15 protein-coding genes are annotated in these 18,229 nt (G+C 43.9%); 10 read left to right on the top strand and 5 right to left on the bottom strand.

The window, feature by feature from the left end:
- Window positions 1-32: 32 nt before the first annotated feature.
- Window positions 33-416, top strand: coding sequence for a hypothetical protein (locus EGI32_RS02095; RefSeq protein WP_255153704.1), 384 nt, complete (start codon window positions 33-35; stop codon window positions 414-416).
- On the opposite strand, the gene EGI32_RS02090 is transcribed toward EGI32_RS02095, so the two are convergent.
- Both EGI32_RS02090 and EGI32_RS02085 read right to left on the bottom strand, forming a co-directional pair.
- The gene (locus EGI32_RS02090; RefSeq protein WP_255153703.1) at window positions 409-1,731 is read right to left on the bottom strand and encodes a (Fe-S)-binding protein; all 1,323 of its coding nucleotides are present in this window, start codon (window positions 1,729-1,731) and stop codon (window positions 409-411) included. The genes EGI32_RS02095 and EGI32_RS02090 overlap by 8 nt on opposite strands.
- Window positions 1,622-1,885, bottom strand: coding sequence for a hypothetical protein (locus EGI32_RS02085; protein WP_255153702.1), 264 nt, complete (start codon window positions 1,883-1,885; stop codon window positions 1,622-1,624). The genes EGI32_RS02090 and EGI32_RS02085 overlap by 110 nt, the downstream gene beginning before the upstream one ends.
- A 75-nt stretch (window positions 1,886-1,960) precedes the next feature.
- Between EGI32_RS02085 and EGI32_RS02080 the strand changes: the two genes are divergently transcribed.
- The 3 genes from EGI32_RS02080 to EGI32_RS02070 all read left to right on the top strand — a co-directional run bounded on the left by EGI32_RS02080 (window position 1,961) and on the right by EGI32_RS02070 (window position 5,204).
- Window positions 1,961-2,449, top strand: a complete 489-nt coding sequence (locus EGI32_RS02080; RefSeq protein ID WP_255153701.1) for a phosphoribosyltransferase family protein — start codon at window positions 1,961-1,963, stop codon at window positions 2,447-2,449.
- A 90-nt stretch (window positions 2,450-2,539) separates the two neighbouring features.
- Window positions 2,540-4,711: a S46 family peptidase gene (locus tag EGI32_RS02075; RefSeq protein WP_255153700.1), complete on the top strand. Its 2,172-nt coding sequence runs from the start codon at window positions 2,540-2,542 to the stop codon at window positions 4,709-4,711.
- A 295-nt stretch (window positions 4,712-5,006) separates the two neighbouring features.
- The gene (locus EGI32_RS02070) at window positions 5,007-5,204 is read left to right on the top strand and encodes a hypothetical protein (RefSeq protein WP_255153699.1); all 198 of its coding nucleotides are present in this window, start codon (window positions 5,007-5,009) and stop codon (window positions 5,202-5,204) included.
- A gap of 120 nt (window positions 5,205-5,324) precedes the next feature.
- On the opposite strand, the gene EGI32_RS02065 is transcribed toward EGI32_RS02070, so the two are convergent.
- Window positions 5,325-6,359: a DUF2279 domain-containing protein gene (locus tag EGI32_RS02065; RefSeq protein WP_255153698.1), complete on the bottom strand. Its 1,035-nt coding sequence runs from the start codon at window positions 6,357-6,359 to the stop codon at window positions 5,325-5,327.
- Between the two features lie 141 nt (window positions 6,360-6,500).
- Here EGI32_RS02065 and EGI32_RS02060 point away from each other — a divergent pair, with 141 nt between their 5' ends.
- The 4 genes from EGI32_RS02060 to EGI32_RS02045 all read left to right on the top strand — a co-directional run bounded on the left by EGI32_RS02060 (window position 6,501) and on the right by EGI32_RS02045 (window position 12,261).
- On the top strand, window positions 6,501-8,222 hold the full coding sequence (locus EGI32_RS02060) for a phospho-sugar mutase (protein WP_255153697.1): 1,722 nt from the start codon (window positions 6,501-6,503) through the stop codon (window positions 8,220-8,222).
- 79 nt (window positions 8,223-8,301) lie between these two features.
- Window positions 8,302-10,371, top strand: a complete 2,070-nt coding sequence (locus EGI32_RS02055) for a carboxy terminal-processing peptidase (RefSeq protein ID WP_255153696.1) — start codon at window positions 8,302-8,304, stop codon at window positions 10,369-10,371.
- 82 nt (window positions 10,372-10,453) lie between these two features.
- Window positions 10,454-11,491, top strand: coding sequence for a hypothetical protein (locus EGI32_RS02050; RefSeq protein ID WP_255153695.1), 1,038 nt, complete (start codon window positions 10,454-10,456; stop codon window positions 11,489-11,491).
- Window positions 11,492-11,598: 107 nt separating this feature from the next.
- Window positions 11,599-12,261 carry a protein-L-isoaspartate(D-aspartate) O-methyltransferase gene (locus EGI32_RS02045; RefSeq protein ID WP_255153694.1) on the top strand — a complete coding sequence of 221 codons (663 nt, stop codon included), beginning with the start codon at window positions 11,599-11,601 and terminating at the stop codon, window positions 12,259-12,261.
- Between the two features lie 260 nt (window positions 12,262-12,521).
- Here the strand turns inward: EGI32_RS02045 and EGI32_RS02040 are convergent, their stop codons facing one another.
- Entirely contained in the window at window positions 12,522-14,312 is a 1,791-nt protein-coding gene (locus EGI32_RS02040) for a MutS family DNA mismatch repair protein (RefSeq protein WP_255153693.1), read from the bottom strand.
- Window positions 14,313-14,492: 180 nt separating this feature from the next.
- Window positions 14,493-16,946, bottom strand: a complete 2,454-nt coding sequence (locus tag EGI32_RS02035) for a glycoside hydrolase family 3 protein (protein WP_255153692.1) — start codon at window positions 16,944-16,946, stop codon at window positions 14,493-14,495.
- A 160-nt stretch (window positions 16,947-17,106) separates the two neighbouring features.
- On the opposite strand from EGI32_RS02035, the gene EGI32_RS02030 reads away from it, so the two are divergent.
- Window positions 17,107-17,853, top strand: coding sequence for an NUDIX domain-containing protein (locus tag EGI32_RS02030; RefSeq protein ID WP_255153691.1), 747 nt, complete (start codon window positions 17,107-17,109; stop codon window positions 17,851-17,853).
- Between the two features lie 174 nt (window positions 17,854-18,027).
- On the top strand, window positions 18,028-18,225 hold the full coding sequence (locus EGI32_RS02025) for a hypothetical protein (RefSeq protein WP_255153690.1): 198 nt from the start codon (window positions 18,028-18,030) through the stop codon (window positions 18,223-18,225).
- Window positions 18,226-18,229: the final 4 nt, after the last annotated feature.

Below are 18,229 nucleotides of genomic sequence, written 5' to 3'. Positions count from 1 at the left end.
GTAAGCTGGAATATTTTTTGAAAACAACCACCATGAAAGCAACGCAGGATCAGCTGGTAAAATTCATTTCGGATTTCCACCTGGAAATGACAGAAGAACATGTGGTATGTTTTGATGCTTCTATCGAATTCCGCACCGCTACCATTTACCGTAAGCTCGATTCGGAAGTTCATATCATTACGCTGAGCCTGACAGGACTATCGGTTTTGTATTTACTTCATCCGGATATTCCGCGTCTGCATATTCCCGATACCTTACCATTCGATCCCGGGCAATTCACATATTTCAAAAATTCCAGTTTGGTAATGGCCAGCCACAATGCCTTATTTGGGAAATTCCTTATCACCATTACTCCGTTGAGCAACGGATGTACTGAGCACACGATAAAGGAATTGAAAGCTAAAAAATTTAATTAGAAGATTCAAGTTCGGCAGCCCATTGGTCGCGATCATCCGGGCTTAGCTTCCACGGAGCGAAGTTATTTTCAATATTGCTGAACATGCCGTTCCATTCCTGCGGTGCATTACTGTCTTCCATCACGAGGCTACGACGCAGTTCCAGTATGATCTCCAGCGGATTGATGCTCACCGGGCATTCCTGCACACAGGCATTACAGCTGGTACAAGCCCTCAGTTCTTCTACGGTGATGTAATCGTTTACCAATGTTTTGCCATCGGCAACAAACTCTTTATTTTTCGCGATATTTTTTCCAACCTCAGTCGCCCTGTCGCGGGTGTCCATCATTATTTTTCGTGGACTTAATAATTTTCCTGTAAGGTTTGCCGGGCAGGCGGCAGAGCAGCGGCCGCATTCGGTGCAGCTATAGGCATCCAGCAGGTTTTTCCAGCTGAGATCCTGCACATCTTTGGCGCCGAATTTCATCGGTTGTGCATCACCTGAAGGAGCCAGTTCCGGCTGCATCATATATTTCACTTCGTTCTGTACGTTCACCATGTTCTTCATTTCACCCATGGGCTGCAGCCTTGCATAATACGCATTCGGAAATGCCAGCATGATATGCAGGTGTTTGCTGTAGGGGAGGTAATTGAGGAACGCCAGGATGCCGATGATGTGCAGCCACCAGCAGCTACGTTCGATGAATACAAGCGTGCCGGTCGACATACCGCTGAACAAACCCGAAAGTCCATCCGAAATGATGAAATGCCCTGTGGTATGGTAATGTGCTGCACCCTGCAATTGCAAAGCCCTGTCGGTAGCGTTCATGGTAAGGAAAAGTGCCATCAGCACTATTTCGGTGATAAGTATATAATTGGCATCGCTGCGGGGCCAGCCGTTGAGGTCTTTGCTGATAAAACGCCTGAGTTTGATGATATTTCTGCGGGCAAGAAAAATGACGCACGAAATAAGCACGGTGGCGGCCAGTATTTCAAAAACATTGATGAGGAAAGTATAAAAACCGCCCAGCGTTTCAAGAAAAAGACGATGCGTACCCAAAATCCCATCCAGTACTATTTCCAGCACTTCGATATTGATCACTACAAAACCTACGTAAACAAAAAGGTGAAGTATGGCTACCATAGGGTTGCGGAACATTTTCTTTTGCCCGAAAGCCAGCAGCAGCATATTCTTCCAGCGAAGGGCAGTGTTATCCGACAGGTCTTCATCCCTGCCAAGCAAAATATTGCGCCTGATCTGCAGGATATTTCTGGCGAATAAAATGCTGGCTGCGGCGGCTAACAAAACGAAAATTACCTGCGGTAAATACTGCATAAACGGAATTTGTAACAGCTAAGATAGAAAAATTAGCTTTTAGAAGCTTAGAATGAATAATTTTGGAAGGATTTTCACCCACGCCATTCGGCGGGGCAAGCTGCAAAGGAGCAAAGAAACGCAAAGGCGCAAAGTTGGCTTTCAATTCGTACAATCGTTTTTCGGTTTTGGGAAATCCCCAAATATTATATCGCTAATTAGTGTAATTCGTAAAATTCGTGTAATAAATATGATCCTAGACAAACATACCGCCGATAAAAAACTTCGCCGGATGGCGCTTGAAGTAGCGGAACGCAATTATGAGAATAAGGAGATCATCCTTATCGGGATAAAAGAAAACGGGATATTCATTGCCCAAAAGATCGAAGCATACCTGCTGGAAGTATTTCCCGGTTTTGTGAGGGTAATATCCCTTGAGATCGATAAAAAAAATCCCGGTGAGATAAAACTCAGCGAGGAAACCGATTTTAATAATAAGACCATCTTATTGATAGACGATGTGGCCAACAGCGGCCGCACCATGCTATATGCGTTGAAACCTTTACTGCAACAGCATCCCCGGCAGATACAAACCCTGGCGCTTGTAGAAAGAACCCATAAACAATTCCCCATCGATGTTAATTATGTAGGCCTCTCGGTGTCTACCACACTGCAGGAAAATATTGTGGTGGATGTGGAAGGGGGAGAGGTATTGGGAGCGAGACTGGAGAACAATTGACAATTACGAATTACGAATTACGAATTTTTCAAGTTGTACCTTCTTCATAAAGTCCGAAGGTTTGACTATTCACTATTGACTATTCACTATATGAAACCTAACAAATCCCTTTTAGTATTACTGTTTTCCATTATTTCCCTCTTCGCAAAAGCGGATGAAGGCATGTGGCTGCCGCAATTGCTGGGCAAGCTCAATGAATCACGTATGAAAAGCCTCGGCATGAAGATCAGCGCCGAAGACATTTACAGCATCAATAAAGGTAGCCTGAAGGATGCCGTGGTAAGTTTTGGCGGGTTCTGTACCGGCGAACTTATTTCTTCCAAAGGACTGGTGCTCACCAATCATCATTGCGGTTTCGATGCCATTCAAAATCATTCTACACTCGAGCACAATTATATCCGCGATGGGTTCTGGGCGCCTACCAATGCGGATGAGATACCTAACAAAGGATTGTATGCCACGTTCATCGTCCGCATCGATGATGTGAGCAAGGAAGCGCTCGAAGGAATAACTACGGGCCTCACGGAAGCACAACGCATGAGTGTTATTGAAAAGAACATGGAGAAAATAAAAGTGAATGCTAAAAAAGAACCGACGCAGGATGCATTTGTCCGCGGCTTTTTTGAAGGGAATCAATACTATCTTTTCGTTACCGAAACTTACCGGGATGTACGCCTGGTGGGAGCGCCGCCAAGCGCTATCGGCAACTTCGGAAAAGATACCGACAACTGGATGTGGCCAAGGCATACCGGTGATTTCAGCATGTTCCGTATTTATGCATCAAAGGATAATAAGCCGGCTGTTTATTCCACCGACAATATTCCTTACACGCCTAAAAAATCTTTATCGATCTCACTGGATGGCATAGCCGAAAATGATTTTACGATGGTATTCGGTTTTCCGGGCAGGACCACGGAATACCTGCCAGGTGTGGCGGTAGAGCAGATCCGCTCGGTGAATGATCCGGCGAAGATCGCGATCCGTGATAAAGCTTTGGCTGTGATAGACCGCTACATGCGCAAGGATGAAGCGATTAAGATAAAATATGCAGCAAAATATGCCAGCATACAAAATGCGTACAAAAAATGGCAGGGTGAAATACAGGGGCTCACACGCACCAATGCCGTAGATAAGAAAAAAACGTACGAAGCGGAATTTCAAAAGAGGGTATTAGCAAATGCGGCATGGAAAGAAAGTTATGGCAATCTGCTGACCGATCTGGATGCGGCTTATGCCTCTTTCAAACCTTTCGGGCTTGCCCGCGATTATTACACAGAGATCATTAATAAGATAGAGTTGAATGCAATCGCGATGAACCTGAATTCGTTGGTGACGGCTTACACTAGGAACGGGGAAGCTGGTTACCAGGATAAATTGAAAACGGTGAAACCTGCTATTGCTGCGGTGTTGGAAGAGTATGACGCGACAGTAGACCGTTCCGTATTTGAGTCATTGGCTGAAATGTATGTGACAGATCAGCCGAAAGCATATGTTTCACCTGTCTTGTTGCAATGGCTCGACGCTTCTGATAACAGTTATGCGGCGCTCGGCGGCAAACTGTACAGTCAGCAGGGATTGTATACTCAAAGCAATCTTGATGCGATCCTTGCCAAACCGGCTACAGAAGCGGTTGATGCTATCAAAGCTTTTGATGCGTTGAAGTTGTTTTCAGATATCCAGCAGACTTTTCAAAAAAATGTATTGGCAACACTGACTCCGATGCAGGAAAAGATCAACCAGTTGCAGCGCACATACACCAGGGCACAAATGGAAGTGATGACCGACAAAAAATTCTATCCCGATGCCAACAGTACACTTCGTGTAACTTATGGAAAAGTAGCGGGCTATACAGCCAGGGATGCGGTGAAGTATGAATATTTTACCGATATGGATGGGCTGATGGAAAAATATAAACCCGGAGATTACGAATTTGATGTTCCGGCAAAACTGCTCACCTTGTATAAAAACAAGGATTACGGCCGATATGGTAAAAACGGCGTGATGCCGGTTTGTTTCATTGCTACCAATCATACAACAGGTGGCAACTCCGGCAGCCCGGCGCTGGATGCCTATGGAAATCTGATCGGACTGAATTTCGACCGGGTATGGGAAGGCACTATGAGCGATATCAATTACGACCCGTCGATCTGCCGCAATATTATGGTAGATATCCGTTATGTATTGTTTATCGTGGACAAATTTGCGGGAGCAACCAGGTTGGTGGATGAGATGAAGATCGTGCACCCGAAAAAAGGAAAATAAAATCTCTGCGTAAACTTTGCGTTCTCATGTTCTCAGCGGTTAAGCGACTTCAAACCGCTGAGGACATGAGTTAATAGAGTTTTCGCAGACAATTTCCTGATATATTTCACAAAAATATAATGAATGAAGCCGGCATTTCCGGCTTTTTTTATGCACAATATTACCGAATTGTTAAGCCTTGAAATCCTTGTAAACCAATAGATTATTTAAGGTAGCTTTGCGCAGCCCATGTGCAAAAAATGTAAATAACGCATTAGGATAAAGGTTTACATTTAACCACATAAAATTTTCGGATATGGGCCAACTTCAAAAAATTCTCATGAACGCTGCTGAAAATATCTCCCAAATTTTAGTTGATACTTCTACTAAAGAAAAAATCCGCAAACATCTCTCCGATGTCAATGACGTGATCACGGAAGAAGATATCAAGAATATCCGCACTGATATATTTATTACAAAACCGGCGTATTCTATTAATCAGGTTGGAAAGTGATAGGCTTTACTAGTCTTATGAATGTATGATCTATGATGTCTTTCAGTTTGAAGGACTTTCGGAAATCGTACAGACTTAAATATTAAAGAAATCATACATCATACATCTCACATCATACATCTAAAAGTGGAACCAGTTCACACTCATCTTCCCCTTGCTGTATTCCAGCGAAGGAGTTGGGAATTTTATGATGTTGAGTAAGGTGAGCGCAAGTTTCACCCCTCTCTTTTTCGTTTTGATCTTAGTGAGGTCTATATCAGGAGCAAGATACCATTGCCTTCTTCTTTTGATATCCGAACGGTCGAAAGTGACAACCCCCTGGTCATCTTTGGCTACATTGCTTCTCGCGCCAAATACCCCTTCGATACCGGTACCCACCGAAACCTGCAGCCATGCCGGGATCCGGGAGTGCGGGAAAAAAGGTTTTAAACTGGTGCTCAGCCAGTACGTCTGGCCATTGTAATCTTTTAAAAAACGTTCAGGGCTGCTTTTTCCAAAAATATCATTACTGCGTGCATTCAGGCCGGGGTCATCATAACTTTTACGGTGAAACGACCATTTGAATTGTATCCGTTGTTCATCCCAGGCAAACTCCTGTGCCACCAGCATGCCGCTTCCCAGGATATTAGCGCCAAAATCGCCCCAGCTCCAGCCCCATTCGGTGCTGAACCCATCCAGTATTTCAATAGTGGTCTGATAAATGGCACCGCTGAAACCACCGAGCAGGATCCTTTTTTTTCTATCGATCCCTGTCCAGCGCCAGAGTTCCATGCTGGCCTTGCTTTCGGCATAGGCACTGTACGTATGACCGATCTTATCCATGCCTTTCCATTCGGAAATATCGTTGAATGCATGAAATTTTCCCTGCGGGTAATCTTTATACCAGGCTGCGTAAAGTCCGGCCATTGCTGCGCCGTAGCCGGCAACGTTGATGATGGCGATGGTTTTGATACGATTTTTCCTGGTTTTATCACTTATCCCATCCAAACAAATGCAAACGGTACGTTTATCACCTAATCCATTTCCCACAGGTTCTGGTGGAGTAATAATGCTGTCGGAGAGAGCATATTCAAACGTATTGGCAGTCTTAGTTGGAATATTCTGTTGTGAAAATCCCGGGGTACAAATAACACAAAATAATAAAGAGATGAACATTAATTTGCCTGTGCAGGGAAAAAATCTGGTTAAGGTATTGCAGGAATGATATTCAACTCGGTTCATAAAAAACAAAAATAACTTTAATGTGCTGAATAACATACGAATATTCTACATTTGAAGACTTTAAAATATCACCATATGGATACAAAAATTCAACAAAAGATAGACAAGTGGTTGTCAGGTAACTACGACGAAGCTTCCAAAGAAGTGATCCGCAAAATGGAAACGGAAAATCCCGATGAACTGGCGGATGCATTTTATAAAAATCTCGAATTCGGTACGGGAGGCCTTCGTGGCATCATGGGCATCGGTACCAATCGAATGAATAAATATACCGTGGGTATGGCTACGCAGGGTTATGCAAATTATTTGAAACAATGTTTCACCGGCGAGATCAGCGTAGCGATAGCGCACGACTGCCGCAACAACAGCCGCGATTTTGCAGAGATCACCGCAAATGTATTTGGCGCAAACGGTATCAAGGTTTTTCTTTTTGAAAGCCTGCGCCCTACGCCTGAACTGAGTTTCGCCATCCGTCACTTTGGTTGCAAAGGTGGTGTGGTATGTACTGCCAGCCATAACCCGAAAGAATACAATGGGTATAAAGCATATTGGGACGATGGCGCACAGATGGTTTCGCCACATGATAAAAATGTGATCGTTGAAGTAGAGAAGATCGAATCTACCGATGATGTGAAATGGAGCGGTGGCGAAAGCAATATCACTATTATTGGTAAAGAAGTAGATGAGCTATACCTCGAAATGGTGAAAGGATTGAGCGTTTACCCGGATGTATGTAAAGCGCAGCACGACCTCAAGATCGTGTATACGCCTATTCACGGATCAGGCATCATGCTGGTGCCGCAGGCGCTGGAAAAATTCGGCTTCACCAATGTTCATATTGTGAAAGAACAAAGTGTTCCCGATGGAAATTTTCCGACGGTCATTTATCCGAACCCTGAAGAAAAAGAAACGATGAGCATCGGCCTGAAACAGGCTGAAGAACTGGATGCAGATATTTTGCTGGGTACCGATCCGGATGCAGACAGGGTGGGAGTAGGCGTAAAAAATAATAAGGGCGAATGGATATTGCTGAATGGCAATCAGACAGCATTGCTCGCATTCACCTACATGATCGAAGCCCGCAAAGCCAAAGGCATTGCACAGCCGAATGATATGGTGATCAAAACGATCGTAACCACCAACATGATCGATCTGATCGCTGAAAAAAATAATGTGGCTTGTTATAATGTATTGACGGGTTTCAAATGGATATCATCATTGATCAAAGAAAAAGAAGGAAAAGAAAATTACATCGTTGGCGGTGAAGAAAGTTTTGGATTGATGATCGGCGATAAAGTGCGTGATAAGGATTCTGTAAGCGCTGTAGCGCTCATTTGCGAAATGGCGGCGTATGAAAAAAATAAAGGCCGCAGCCTGTTTGATAAACTGGTGGATCTTTATGTGGAATATGGTTTCTTCAAAGAAAACCTGGTAAGCATTACCAAGAAGGGAATGAATGGCGCTGCGGAGATCGCGAAGATGATGGAAGAGGACAGGGCAAATCCGCCACAAAAATTTGACGGCATAGCCGTAGAAAAATTGCTCGACTATGAGTTGCAGGTAGGGAAAAATTTACTGGATGGCAGCGAATGGAAAATTGATCTGCCTAAAAGTAATGTGCTTCAGTTCCTGCTGCAGGATGGCAGCGTGATCTCTGCAAGGCCCAGCGGTACCGAACCTAAGATAAAATATTATTTCAGTGTGAATACCCCACTGGCTTCAGCTGACGAGTTCGATGCTACAGAAGCGGAGCTGGATGCGAAGATCAAACGCATCGAGAAAGAACTTGGGGTGTAGTCAATTACGAATGATCCAATACGAATTACGAATGAAGACGATAATAAGTGTTCATTTGTAATTCGTTATTACAAACTTTATGAGAAAAATCCTGCCCTTATTTTTACTATTGGCATGCTCAGTTGCCAATGCACAACAAAAATCGCCCGATCTTTTTCCGCAGAAGGTGAAGGTCTTAAAACGTTTCCTGGATAAATATCATTACCAGCCACGGATATGGAATGATTCAGCATCGGCCTTATTGTACAGGCATTGGATCGAAATACTGGACGATGACAAGTTGTTGTTTACACAAAAGGATATGGTTGCATTGTCAGCATACCAGTACAAACTAGATGATGAGTTGCAGGGAAATGGGTGGGGTTTCTTTAATTTATCGGTTTCCCTTTACCAGGCAAAACTGAAAAAAGCGGATAGCCTGATTAGCCAGGTATTGGCGAAGCCCATTGATCTTACCCGGTCTGACGCTGTCAGTTGGCCATTTGCCGCTTATGCAGCCAACGACCAGGAACTTGCCCTACGCTGGCAACAGTTTCTTAAATGGCAGGTCTTAGGAACCATAGTGGATGATATGGTATCTGCAAAAAGAGAATTGCCGCCAACTTTACCAACTGATTTTTCTACACTTGAAACAGCGGCTCGCCAAAAAAGAAAGAAGGCACAGCTTAACCAGATACGGAATCTTTTGAAAACACCTGCCGAACTGCTCCAATCGATGCAGGATGATTACCTGAATGCCATTTCCTGGAGTTACGATCCACACAGCAGCTACATGGATCTGTCTGAGAAAAAAGAATGGGATGCAGCTACCAGTGCCTCCGAATTCAGCGCCGGGCTTGATCTGTCGGTGAATGAAAAGGAAGAAGTGGTGATCAGTTTTCTGCAGCCGGGCGGGAGTGCGTGGCGTAGCGGACAGTTGCATACCGGTGATGTGCTGGTTAAAGTGAAAACCGGCGCAAAGGAGAAAACAGTCGAAGAAATGTCTGCGGAAGAATTGGAAAATTTATTGAGTGGTGATAGTGAGGCTGACCTGGAAGTTACGGTACGCACCGCTTCGGGTGAAATAAAAACGGTTAAGCTTCACAAGGAAAAGATCAGTGACGATGAAAGCATCGTCAAAAGTTATGTATTGCATGGGCAGAAAAATATCGGTTACATCAGCCTGCCTGGCTTTTATAGCCGGGAAGAAGAGGGGCAGACAGATGCTCAGTACGATGGTTGTGCCAACGATGTGAGCAAAGAGATTGTAAAGTTGAAAAAAGATAATATCGATGGATTGATATTGGATCTGCGGTATAACGGTGGCGGCAGCATGTGGGAGGGGATGCAACTAGCCGGGATCTTTATCGATATCGGGCCTATCGCCTCTTTGAAAGACAGGGATGGGAAAGTCCATTTTCTGAAAGACCCCAATCACGGAACGGTATACGACGGGCCATTGATGGTGTTGGTGAATGGAGCGAGTGCCAGTGCCAGTGAATTTGTGAGCGCTGCATTACAGGATTACAACCGTGCATTGATAGTAGGTGGAACTACGTATGGCAAAGGTACAGCACAGGTGGTATTGCCAATGGATACCGGTACTATATCGAAAAATGGCAACTACACCGATTTTGTGAAAGTGACGGAAAATAAATTTTACCGGGTCAATGGGAGCACCACACAATGGAAAGGGGTAGAGCCGGACATCGTTTTACCGGATATCTACGCCGGCGATTCATACAAGGAAAAGTCCAACGCCAGTGCGTTACAGCCTGACAACAGTAAAGAAGGCATTTACAGGCCATTGCCGGCATTGCCTGTTGCGCAACTGAAAGCCTCTGCCCGGCAACGGATCAGCGGTGATGAATATTTTACAAATATTGAATCTGTAGGGGAATGGATCACTAAATATAAAACGGGCAGAACGGTGCCGCTGCAATGGAACAGTTATGTGGCCTATTACAAAAATACCATGAGTATGTTTGATAAATTAAGCGATGAAAAAGAGAAAACACTTATTTCCGTTACCAACAATAATTTTGATCAGCAACAGGTCAATCAATCAACCGAACAAAGTAAAATGATCAATGCGACTTATCTTAAACATATCAGCGCCGACCATACGGTGGCAGAAGCTTATAAGATAATGCTGGACTGGACAAAGTGACCTGTTGAATAAATGCAAAACAAAAGTTTTAAAAAATACTTTTTTCACCTATTAATTATTAATTTGTTTAAAAATTAACCTTATGAGATCATTTCTACCCATCGTCTTTATGGGCGTTGCAATTCTTTTTTCTACCAAAAGCCTGGCACAAAACTTCGAGAACCCGGGGGATTATATGGGAGCAATCAGCCAGCAACAGGAAAATATTTCGAAAAAATTCATGAGTTATGCCAGCGCCGCTGCGCATGGAAAACGGGCAAAGAAGGTAGAGAACCTACGCTCGAAATTACTGGATGAAGTTCAGGAAGCAAGGATGAATATCAGCGGGATGCCATCTTACAAAGGAGATAAAAGCCTCCGGGATACGGCGGTGAACTTTATGAAATTTTACTACAATGTATTGAATGATGATTATAGTAAGATAGTGAACATGGAAGAGATTGCCGAACAGAGTTATGATCAGATGGAGGCTTTCCTGATGGCCCAGGAGATGGTAGATAAGAAGCTGGATGAAGCGAACGAACGTATGAAAACCGCGAGTGAGAGTTTTGCTGCAAAAAATAATGTTACGCTGGTAGAAGGTAAAAGCAAGCTTGGCGATATGACCAAAAAAGTCAGTGAGCTGAATAAATATTACCACGAAGTCTATCTTATATTTTTCAAGGCTTCGGTGCAGGAAAATTACCTGCTGGAAGCAGTATCCAAGGGAAATATTACAGGTATCGAACAAAGCAAAGGATCGCTGCTTAAATATGCCCAGGAAGGGTTGGAAAAGCTGAAGTCGATAAAAAGTTATGAGGGCGATAATGACCTGGTATCGGCAACTTCAACGATGCTTAACTTTTATGTAAATGAGGCAAAAGGCAAAATGAGCACAATAAGTGATTACTTTTTGACCAAACAACGTTTCGAAACCACGAAGAAAGAATTTGAGAAAAAAAGCAGCCCTACCAACGAAGACAGGGATAACTACAATAAAATGGTGAATGAAATTAACAAGGCATCCCAGGATTATAATAAAGCGGGCCAGGATCTTAATAAAGAAAGAAATACAGTTTTGAATGACTGGAACAAAGCTGTCAATCATTTCTTTGATGAGCATACTCCACATTATAAATAATGAATTTTAAAGCCGGCTAATTTTTTAAAAAAAATAATCAACTGTTCAGTAACCCCATTTAATTAATAATCAGTCGTTGCTGATTATTAATTAAATTGCGGGCTGCAATGAGAAAATTTGAAGACACATACAGGCATAAGGGCCTGAGGAAAAAACTAATGGACCTGCTCCGTGAAAAAGGTATCACCGACGAAGCTGTGCTTTCAGCTATGAACAATATTCCCCGACACTTTTTTTTAGATACAGCATTGGACAACATTGCTTACGAAGACCGGGCATTTCCGATCTCCGATGGGCAAACTATCTCACAACCGTATACTGTAGCCTATCAGACACAATTACTGCAGGTAAAACCACACGAAAAAATTCTGGAGATAGGCACAGGCAGCATTTACCAGGCAACGGTGCTGGCCGAAATGGGGGCAAAAGTTTTTACTATCGAACGGCAAAAAAATCTGTTTGAAAAGACGAAACAGTATGTTTTTAAATCGCAGTATCATAACCTAAAATTCTTTTACGGCGATGGCTTTGAGGGCTTGCCGACTTTCGGGCCTTTCGATAAAGTGATCATCACGGCGGCAGCGCCTTTCGTTCCTCCAAAGCTGATAGCACAACTTAAGACCAACGGCAAAATGATCATCCCGGTAGATGATGAAGATGGTGAACACCAAAGGATGTTGCGCCTTACAAAAAATGCTGATGGAAGTTATTCAGAAGAAGCTTTTCATAATTTTTCTTTTGTGCCGATGCTGAAGGGAAAAAGCAACTAGGCAATTAAGAATTACGAATTAAGAATTAAGAATGGTGATCGAAGCGAAGATGAATCGCAGATTAAAAAAGGATGAAGGAGATTGCACAGATTGTTTTCTGCAAAGCAGAAAACTAAAATGCAGTTTATGAAAACTTCAATACCATTATAGGCTTGATGTTTTTATAAACTGCATTTTACATTTTTCACGCAAGGGGAAATTAATCTGCGAAATCCTTTCATCCTTTTTTAATCTGCGATTATTCCTTCTGATCTTCTTCATCACAATTCGATGCCGATTTTCTTCATCAATATCGATGCATTCATGCTTTGGCAAACTCCCGGCTTTAATTTATAATCGAAATAAAGTTCTTCATTATTCACCTGTACATCAAAATGGTAATTGAGGATATTGTCGGGATATTCTTTTTGAAGCTCCGCCAGGGCTATATCATGTGTTGCAATGATGGCTGCAGCCTTTTGTTTGATGAGTTGTTTTACCAGAGCAACAGAACCAGTGTGGCGATCGAGAGAGTTGGTGCCGCGTAATATCTCATCCAATAAAACAAAAACTTTTTCTCCGGCATTTACTTTGTCGATGACAGTTTTCAGTTTTTTCAATTCGGCATAAAAAGTGGAAGTGCTTTCTTCAAGGTTATCGGCTATGCGCATGCTGCTGATGACCTGTACCGGGGAGATGGAAAAATAACGGGCGCAAACCGGCGCGCCGGCCATCGCCAGGATGGTGTTGATGCCCACGCTTCTCAGGTAGGTGCTTTTGCCGGCCATGTTGCTGCCCGTCACCAGCATCACTTCTCCACGCTGATGAATGTTGATGAAATTATCCACCCGTTTGCCGGCATTGATCAGCGGATGGCCAAGTTCAGTAGCTTCTATTGAAAAGTGATTTTCTGTGATCAACGGGAAGACCCATTCAGGATTATTGAACTTTGTATTGGCAAAGCTATTGAGTGCTTCGTACTCACCCAGCACGCTAAACCAATTACTGATCGAAGTGGTATTGTTCTTTTTCCATTTCTCAAGGTCCAGCATTTGCTGCAGGTTCCAAAGTAACCAAAGATTCAGCGGCGCAGAGAGCACTATATTATATCTCAGGTCTAGTTTGTCTAAGATCTTTTTTAATTGCTTTAATTTCCTGGAAGCATTCCCGTCATCGGCCGTGAAATTCTTTTGCAATGTAACCAGCAAACCGGAAGAAAAATTTTCCTGCTCAAGGCTGGCGATACTTTGCGAAAGTGCATCGAGCTCATCCACCATTTTAGAGAGTTGCTCATGCACCGGCCCCACGTATTTATTTATCTGGAAAGCGATGACCGCGAAAAGGAACAGGGTGCCATAAAATACATTCATACTTACGATATCCAGCCATGCCGCCGCACTTACACCCAACATGATTGCGGGCAAAAAATATCTCAGCCATTTCCATGCTTTGAAAGCTGAAAAAGAGTCGGGTTGCGCAAGCCAGTTCTGCAACCTCGATTGTGTGCGATGTGTAATGGTTTTTTCTTTTCCATAAGCCTGTAATTTTTGTCGCCAGATGGTTTTGTCGCAAAGTTCTCTGACGGCAGATTGCCTGTTGGCAATTACTTCTATAGTAGCCGGCGCCAGCAACCAATCGGCGAGAGTAGTTGCCCCCATTTCGGAAGTGGCCCTGTTGAGGAATTGAAAAAGTGACGCATGCCCCAACAGATCCATATCGTTGGCGTAATAATGCTCTTTTGGCTGTAGCGATGACCCATCAGCAAAATGATAATAACCCGAAGTAAGAGCGGTCAGTTCATCTTTGTTGATCTGTATCAGGTGGGCAAGGTGTTCAATGGCAGCTTTGTTGGCAAGGTCCTTATATATCAGCTGAATAAAAATAAACAATAATACAATTGTTGCCACTGCCACGTAAAGCCATCCCAGCGACCACAAAAAATAAAATGCCGCTATCAATGCCGCTATGCTGCCAAAACGAAGTATGCCGAACACTGATTTTTTATTCGATAATCTTTTATGTTCGGTGGTCAATTCGGCCAGGCGGTCTTTGTAATACGAGTCCGGGGTCATTGCATCAATTTACCGGAAAGATACATTCATACCGGCAAATAAAGTACCTGCGGTATTATATGTGGTAGCTCAATGTAATTGTAGCGTTGTTTTAAAATCTATAAAGAAAATTCACCTGTTCAGAAAAAAAACAGCCGGTGTGGAAACACCGGCCGTTACTCACTGTTTGTCGTTTACCATTTAACGTGCTTTCAGGTCGGTGAATTTAAAATCGGGCGCAAATGCCGGATGTACTTTTTCCACTACCATATCTTTGTCCAGCGAAAGATTGCCGGATTGCCTGATCTTTGTTGATGAAGTGCCGAGGGAAATTCTATACTTACCTTTTTCGGCTATCCATGACTGTTGTGCGGGTATGAAAGAGGCAAGATCTTTAGGTGCCAGTGTCAATGAAACTGTAACTGATTCTCCCGGTGCCAGTAATTTTGTCTTCGCAAAAGCTTTCAGTTCTTCCGAAGGTTTGTCAATACTCCCGGAAGGGGCTGAAATGTATAATTGTACTACTTCTTTGCCGGGAGTCTTTCCGGTGTTTTTTATATCGGCTGTAACGGTAATGTTACCAGCGGCATCCGTATTTCCGATCTTTATATGGCTGTACTGAAAATCAGTATAGGATAACCCGTAGCCGAATTCAAAGGAAGGTTTTACATTGAATGTATTGTAATAACGATAGCCAACATAGATACCTTCGGCATAGGTAACTTCTTTCGGATCATTGGCCGGTGTGCCCGGAAAATTGGATGCTGAAGGAGTGTCTTCATATTTTACCGGAAAAGTCATGGTAAGTTTTCCTGAAGGATTTACTTTACCCGTAAAGATATCTGCTACCGAATTACCGCCTTCCTGGCCGGGTTGCCACGAGAGCAGGATGGCATCCACTTTGTTTTTCCAGCTGGCGGTTTCTATCACACCGCCGATGTTAAGGATGACCACCACTTTTTTGCCTGCTTTGTGATATGCCAAAGATACCCGGTCGATCAACTGTATTTCATCTTTGGCCAGGTTGAAATCGTTGTCAACATTCCGGTCACCACCCTCACCGGAATTTCTTCCGATGGTGATGATGGCGATATCCGTGCCGGCTGCTTTCTTTGCGATCAGTTGCTCGCTCAGCTCCAGCTCCGGCAGGCGTTGCGGCAAGGCAAGAATGCCTTTGCTTTTGCGGCCTTCAAGCTCGGCCGCTTTTTCTTTTGCTACGAATGGGATATATAGGTTTTTCAATTCTTCATCTGTTTTCAACCCTGCATTTGTGAGGCCGTCAATCAATGAAATGGTGTAGGCTTCGTTTACATCCCCGCTGCCGGTTCCTCCCGAAATAAAATCATAGGAGGTGACACCGAAGCCGGCGATCGTTCCGCCTGTTTTCGTGTAGGGGAGAACGTTAGCTTTGTTCTGCAACAACACCATTCCTTCAGCCGCAGCTTTGCGGGTTATATCCGCATTACCTTTCAGGTCGGGCTTATCGGAATATTTGTAATTCGTCATCACGGGCGAACGCATTACAAGTTCCAGGATCCTCTTTACATTCAGGTCTGCTACTTCTTTGGGAATGCCCCCGCTTTTAATGGCAGCCAGTATCGCATCGCGTTGCGAAGGTAATCCCGGCATCAGCAGATCGTTGCCGGCATTCAATTGTTCTATAGAGTTGCTGGTACCGGCTTTGATGGAAGCGAAGCCTGCGAAACCGCCAAACCAATCTGTCATCACCATACCTTTATACCCCCATTCGTTGCGCAGGATATCTGTCAGCAGATCTTTTCTCGCGGAAGTATATGTGCCGTTGACGAGGTTGTAAGAAGACATGATCGTCCACGGCTGCGATTCTTTTACTGTTATTTCAAAACCTTTCAGATAAATTTCACGCATAGCCCTTTCGCTCACATGCTCGTTGATTGAAAGGCGATTCGTTTCCTGGTTGTTGGCGGCAAAATGTTTTACAGAAGTGCCTACACCATTGGATTGAATGCCATTTACCATTGCCGCGGCTATCTTGCCCGATACCAGTGGGTCTTCCGAATAATATTCAAAATTTCTTCCGCACAAGGGATTGCGGTGTATGTTGAGTGCGGGGGCCAGTAACACATCCACACCATATTCTTTCACTTCATTTCCCATGGCTTTGCCTACAGCCTGCACCAGGTCTGTATTCCAGGTAGATGCCAGTGATGTGCCTACAGGGAATGCAGTGCAATAATAGGTTTTGCGATCGTCCGACCTTACCGGTTTGATGCGTAAGCCGGCGGGGCCGTCTGCCAGGATGATTGCCGGTATTCCGAGTCGCGGTATGGCATACGTTCCGCCTGCAGCACCGGGCACGCGGCCTTCTACAGCGCCTGCTACGGGGGTAAGCCCATCGAAGCCAGGCATACCGGTACCGATCAGGAAATTCGCTTTTTCCTCATCCGTCATCTGCTCCACAAGATGGGCTGCACGAGCACTGACCGGCAACCGGGTATCTTCATAGACATCGAGTTTGCCATTACCATTCAGATCGGCAAATGTGAAACCATTGATAGTTAATACCGGTGTTTTTTTTCCAGGATGATCCATGTTGCTTTTTTCTTTCCAGGAAATTCCTGCAAAAACCAATCCGGTGAGGACGAAGAGGGAAGATTTTCTGATATGGCTGTACATCATTTATTTTTTAAAATGAAAAGTAACAATCGGGCTAACGAAACTTCATTGCTTCATTATGAAGCAATATTAGTAATAAAAGTTGAAAACGGCCATATTTTTCTTTTACCCACTCATTTTATATATAGTGCTGTATATTTTACATGCGTACATTTGCAGGATGCAGCTGAAAAAACTATTGGAAAAAAAATCCGCGGAAGCTAAAAGGATCTACCTGCCGCATATTTCAGTGGATTGTGTGGTGTTTGGTTTTCATGGCGGTATGCTGAAAGTATTACTGACAAAGCTGAAGGACCAGGAACTATGGGGCTTACCCGGTGGGTACATGCTCAAGACGGAGAACGTACATGAAGCGGCCAGCAGGATATTGAAGGAGCGTACGGGCGCCGAAAATATTTACCTGCAGGAGTTTGGTACGTTCACCAGCCTCAACCGCTCCGAAGGTTTTTTTAAAGATTACCCTGATTCGTTGTGGAACAAACAACGGTTCATTTCCATAGGGATGTTTGCGCTGGTAGATTACGAAGATGTGACGCCGATAACGGATGATTTTTCTGCCGCCTGCGAATGGAAAGATATTTCAGACCTGCCCCCGTTCATGATGGATCACCGGGAGATCACCGATAAGGCGTTGCTGACGCTTCGCAAAGAATTGAATTATAAACCGATCGGGTATAATCTTTTACCGGCAGAATTTACCATGCCCGAACTCCAGAGATTGTATGAGACTATCCTCAATAAAAAACTCAACCGTGGAAACTTTTATCGCAAGATGATCAGTTATGATATCCTCGATCAGTTTGAAGAAACCCGTAAGGGTGGGGCACACCGGTCGCCCAATCTTTATTGCTTTAATGTAAAAAAATACCAGCAGGCATTGAAAGACGGATTGAAAGAGGGTTGGTGAGTTCAGTAATTTATGCCTCAACGGGGAATCCACTCGTTAGAGATTTCTGTAGTTTTTATTGCACTTAACGGGTGTTTTTGCCCGCTCATCGAAAATTGATGGCGTTGGCATCCCCGGGATTTTATCTATGGTGTGGCTTTTGTATTGTGGGTGCAGAAGTAAACTGATCCAGTCATGTCTGCCGTCAAAAAAATAATGAAAGCATTGGGTTTTGCGAGGAAAGTAACACATACTCATCTTACCATAGCAAAACGTCCCGGAGAGGATGAGGGGGCGATAGTAGTGGAAATGCCGGTGAGAGAATATAGTAATAACGCTATTGATCCGAAAAACGAACCAGCTGTTACAATCCTGATCTACATCACCCATTAAGTTT

Origin of the sequence: Ferruginibacter sp. HRS2-29 (assembly GCF_024343615.1) — a bacterium.
Classification (GTDB): domain Bacteria; phylum Bacteroidota; class Bacteroidia; order Chitinophagales; family Chitinophagaceae; genus Ferruginibacter.
Note: the sequence above shows the minus strand (reverse complement) of the source record. Positions and strands in the feature narration are given on the sequence as shown.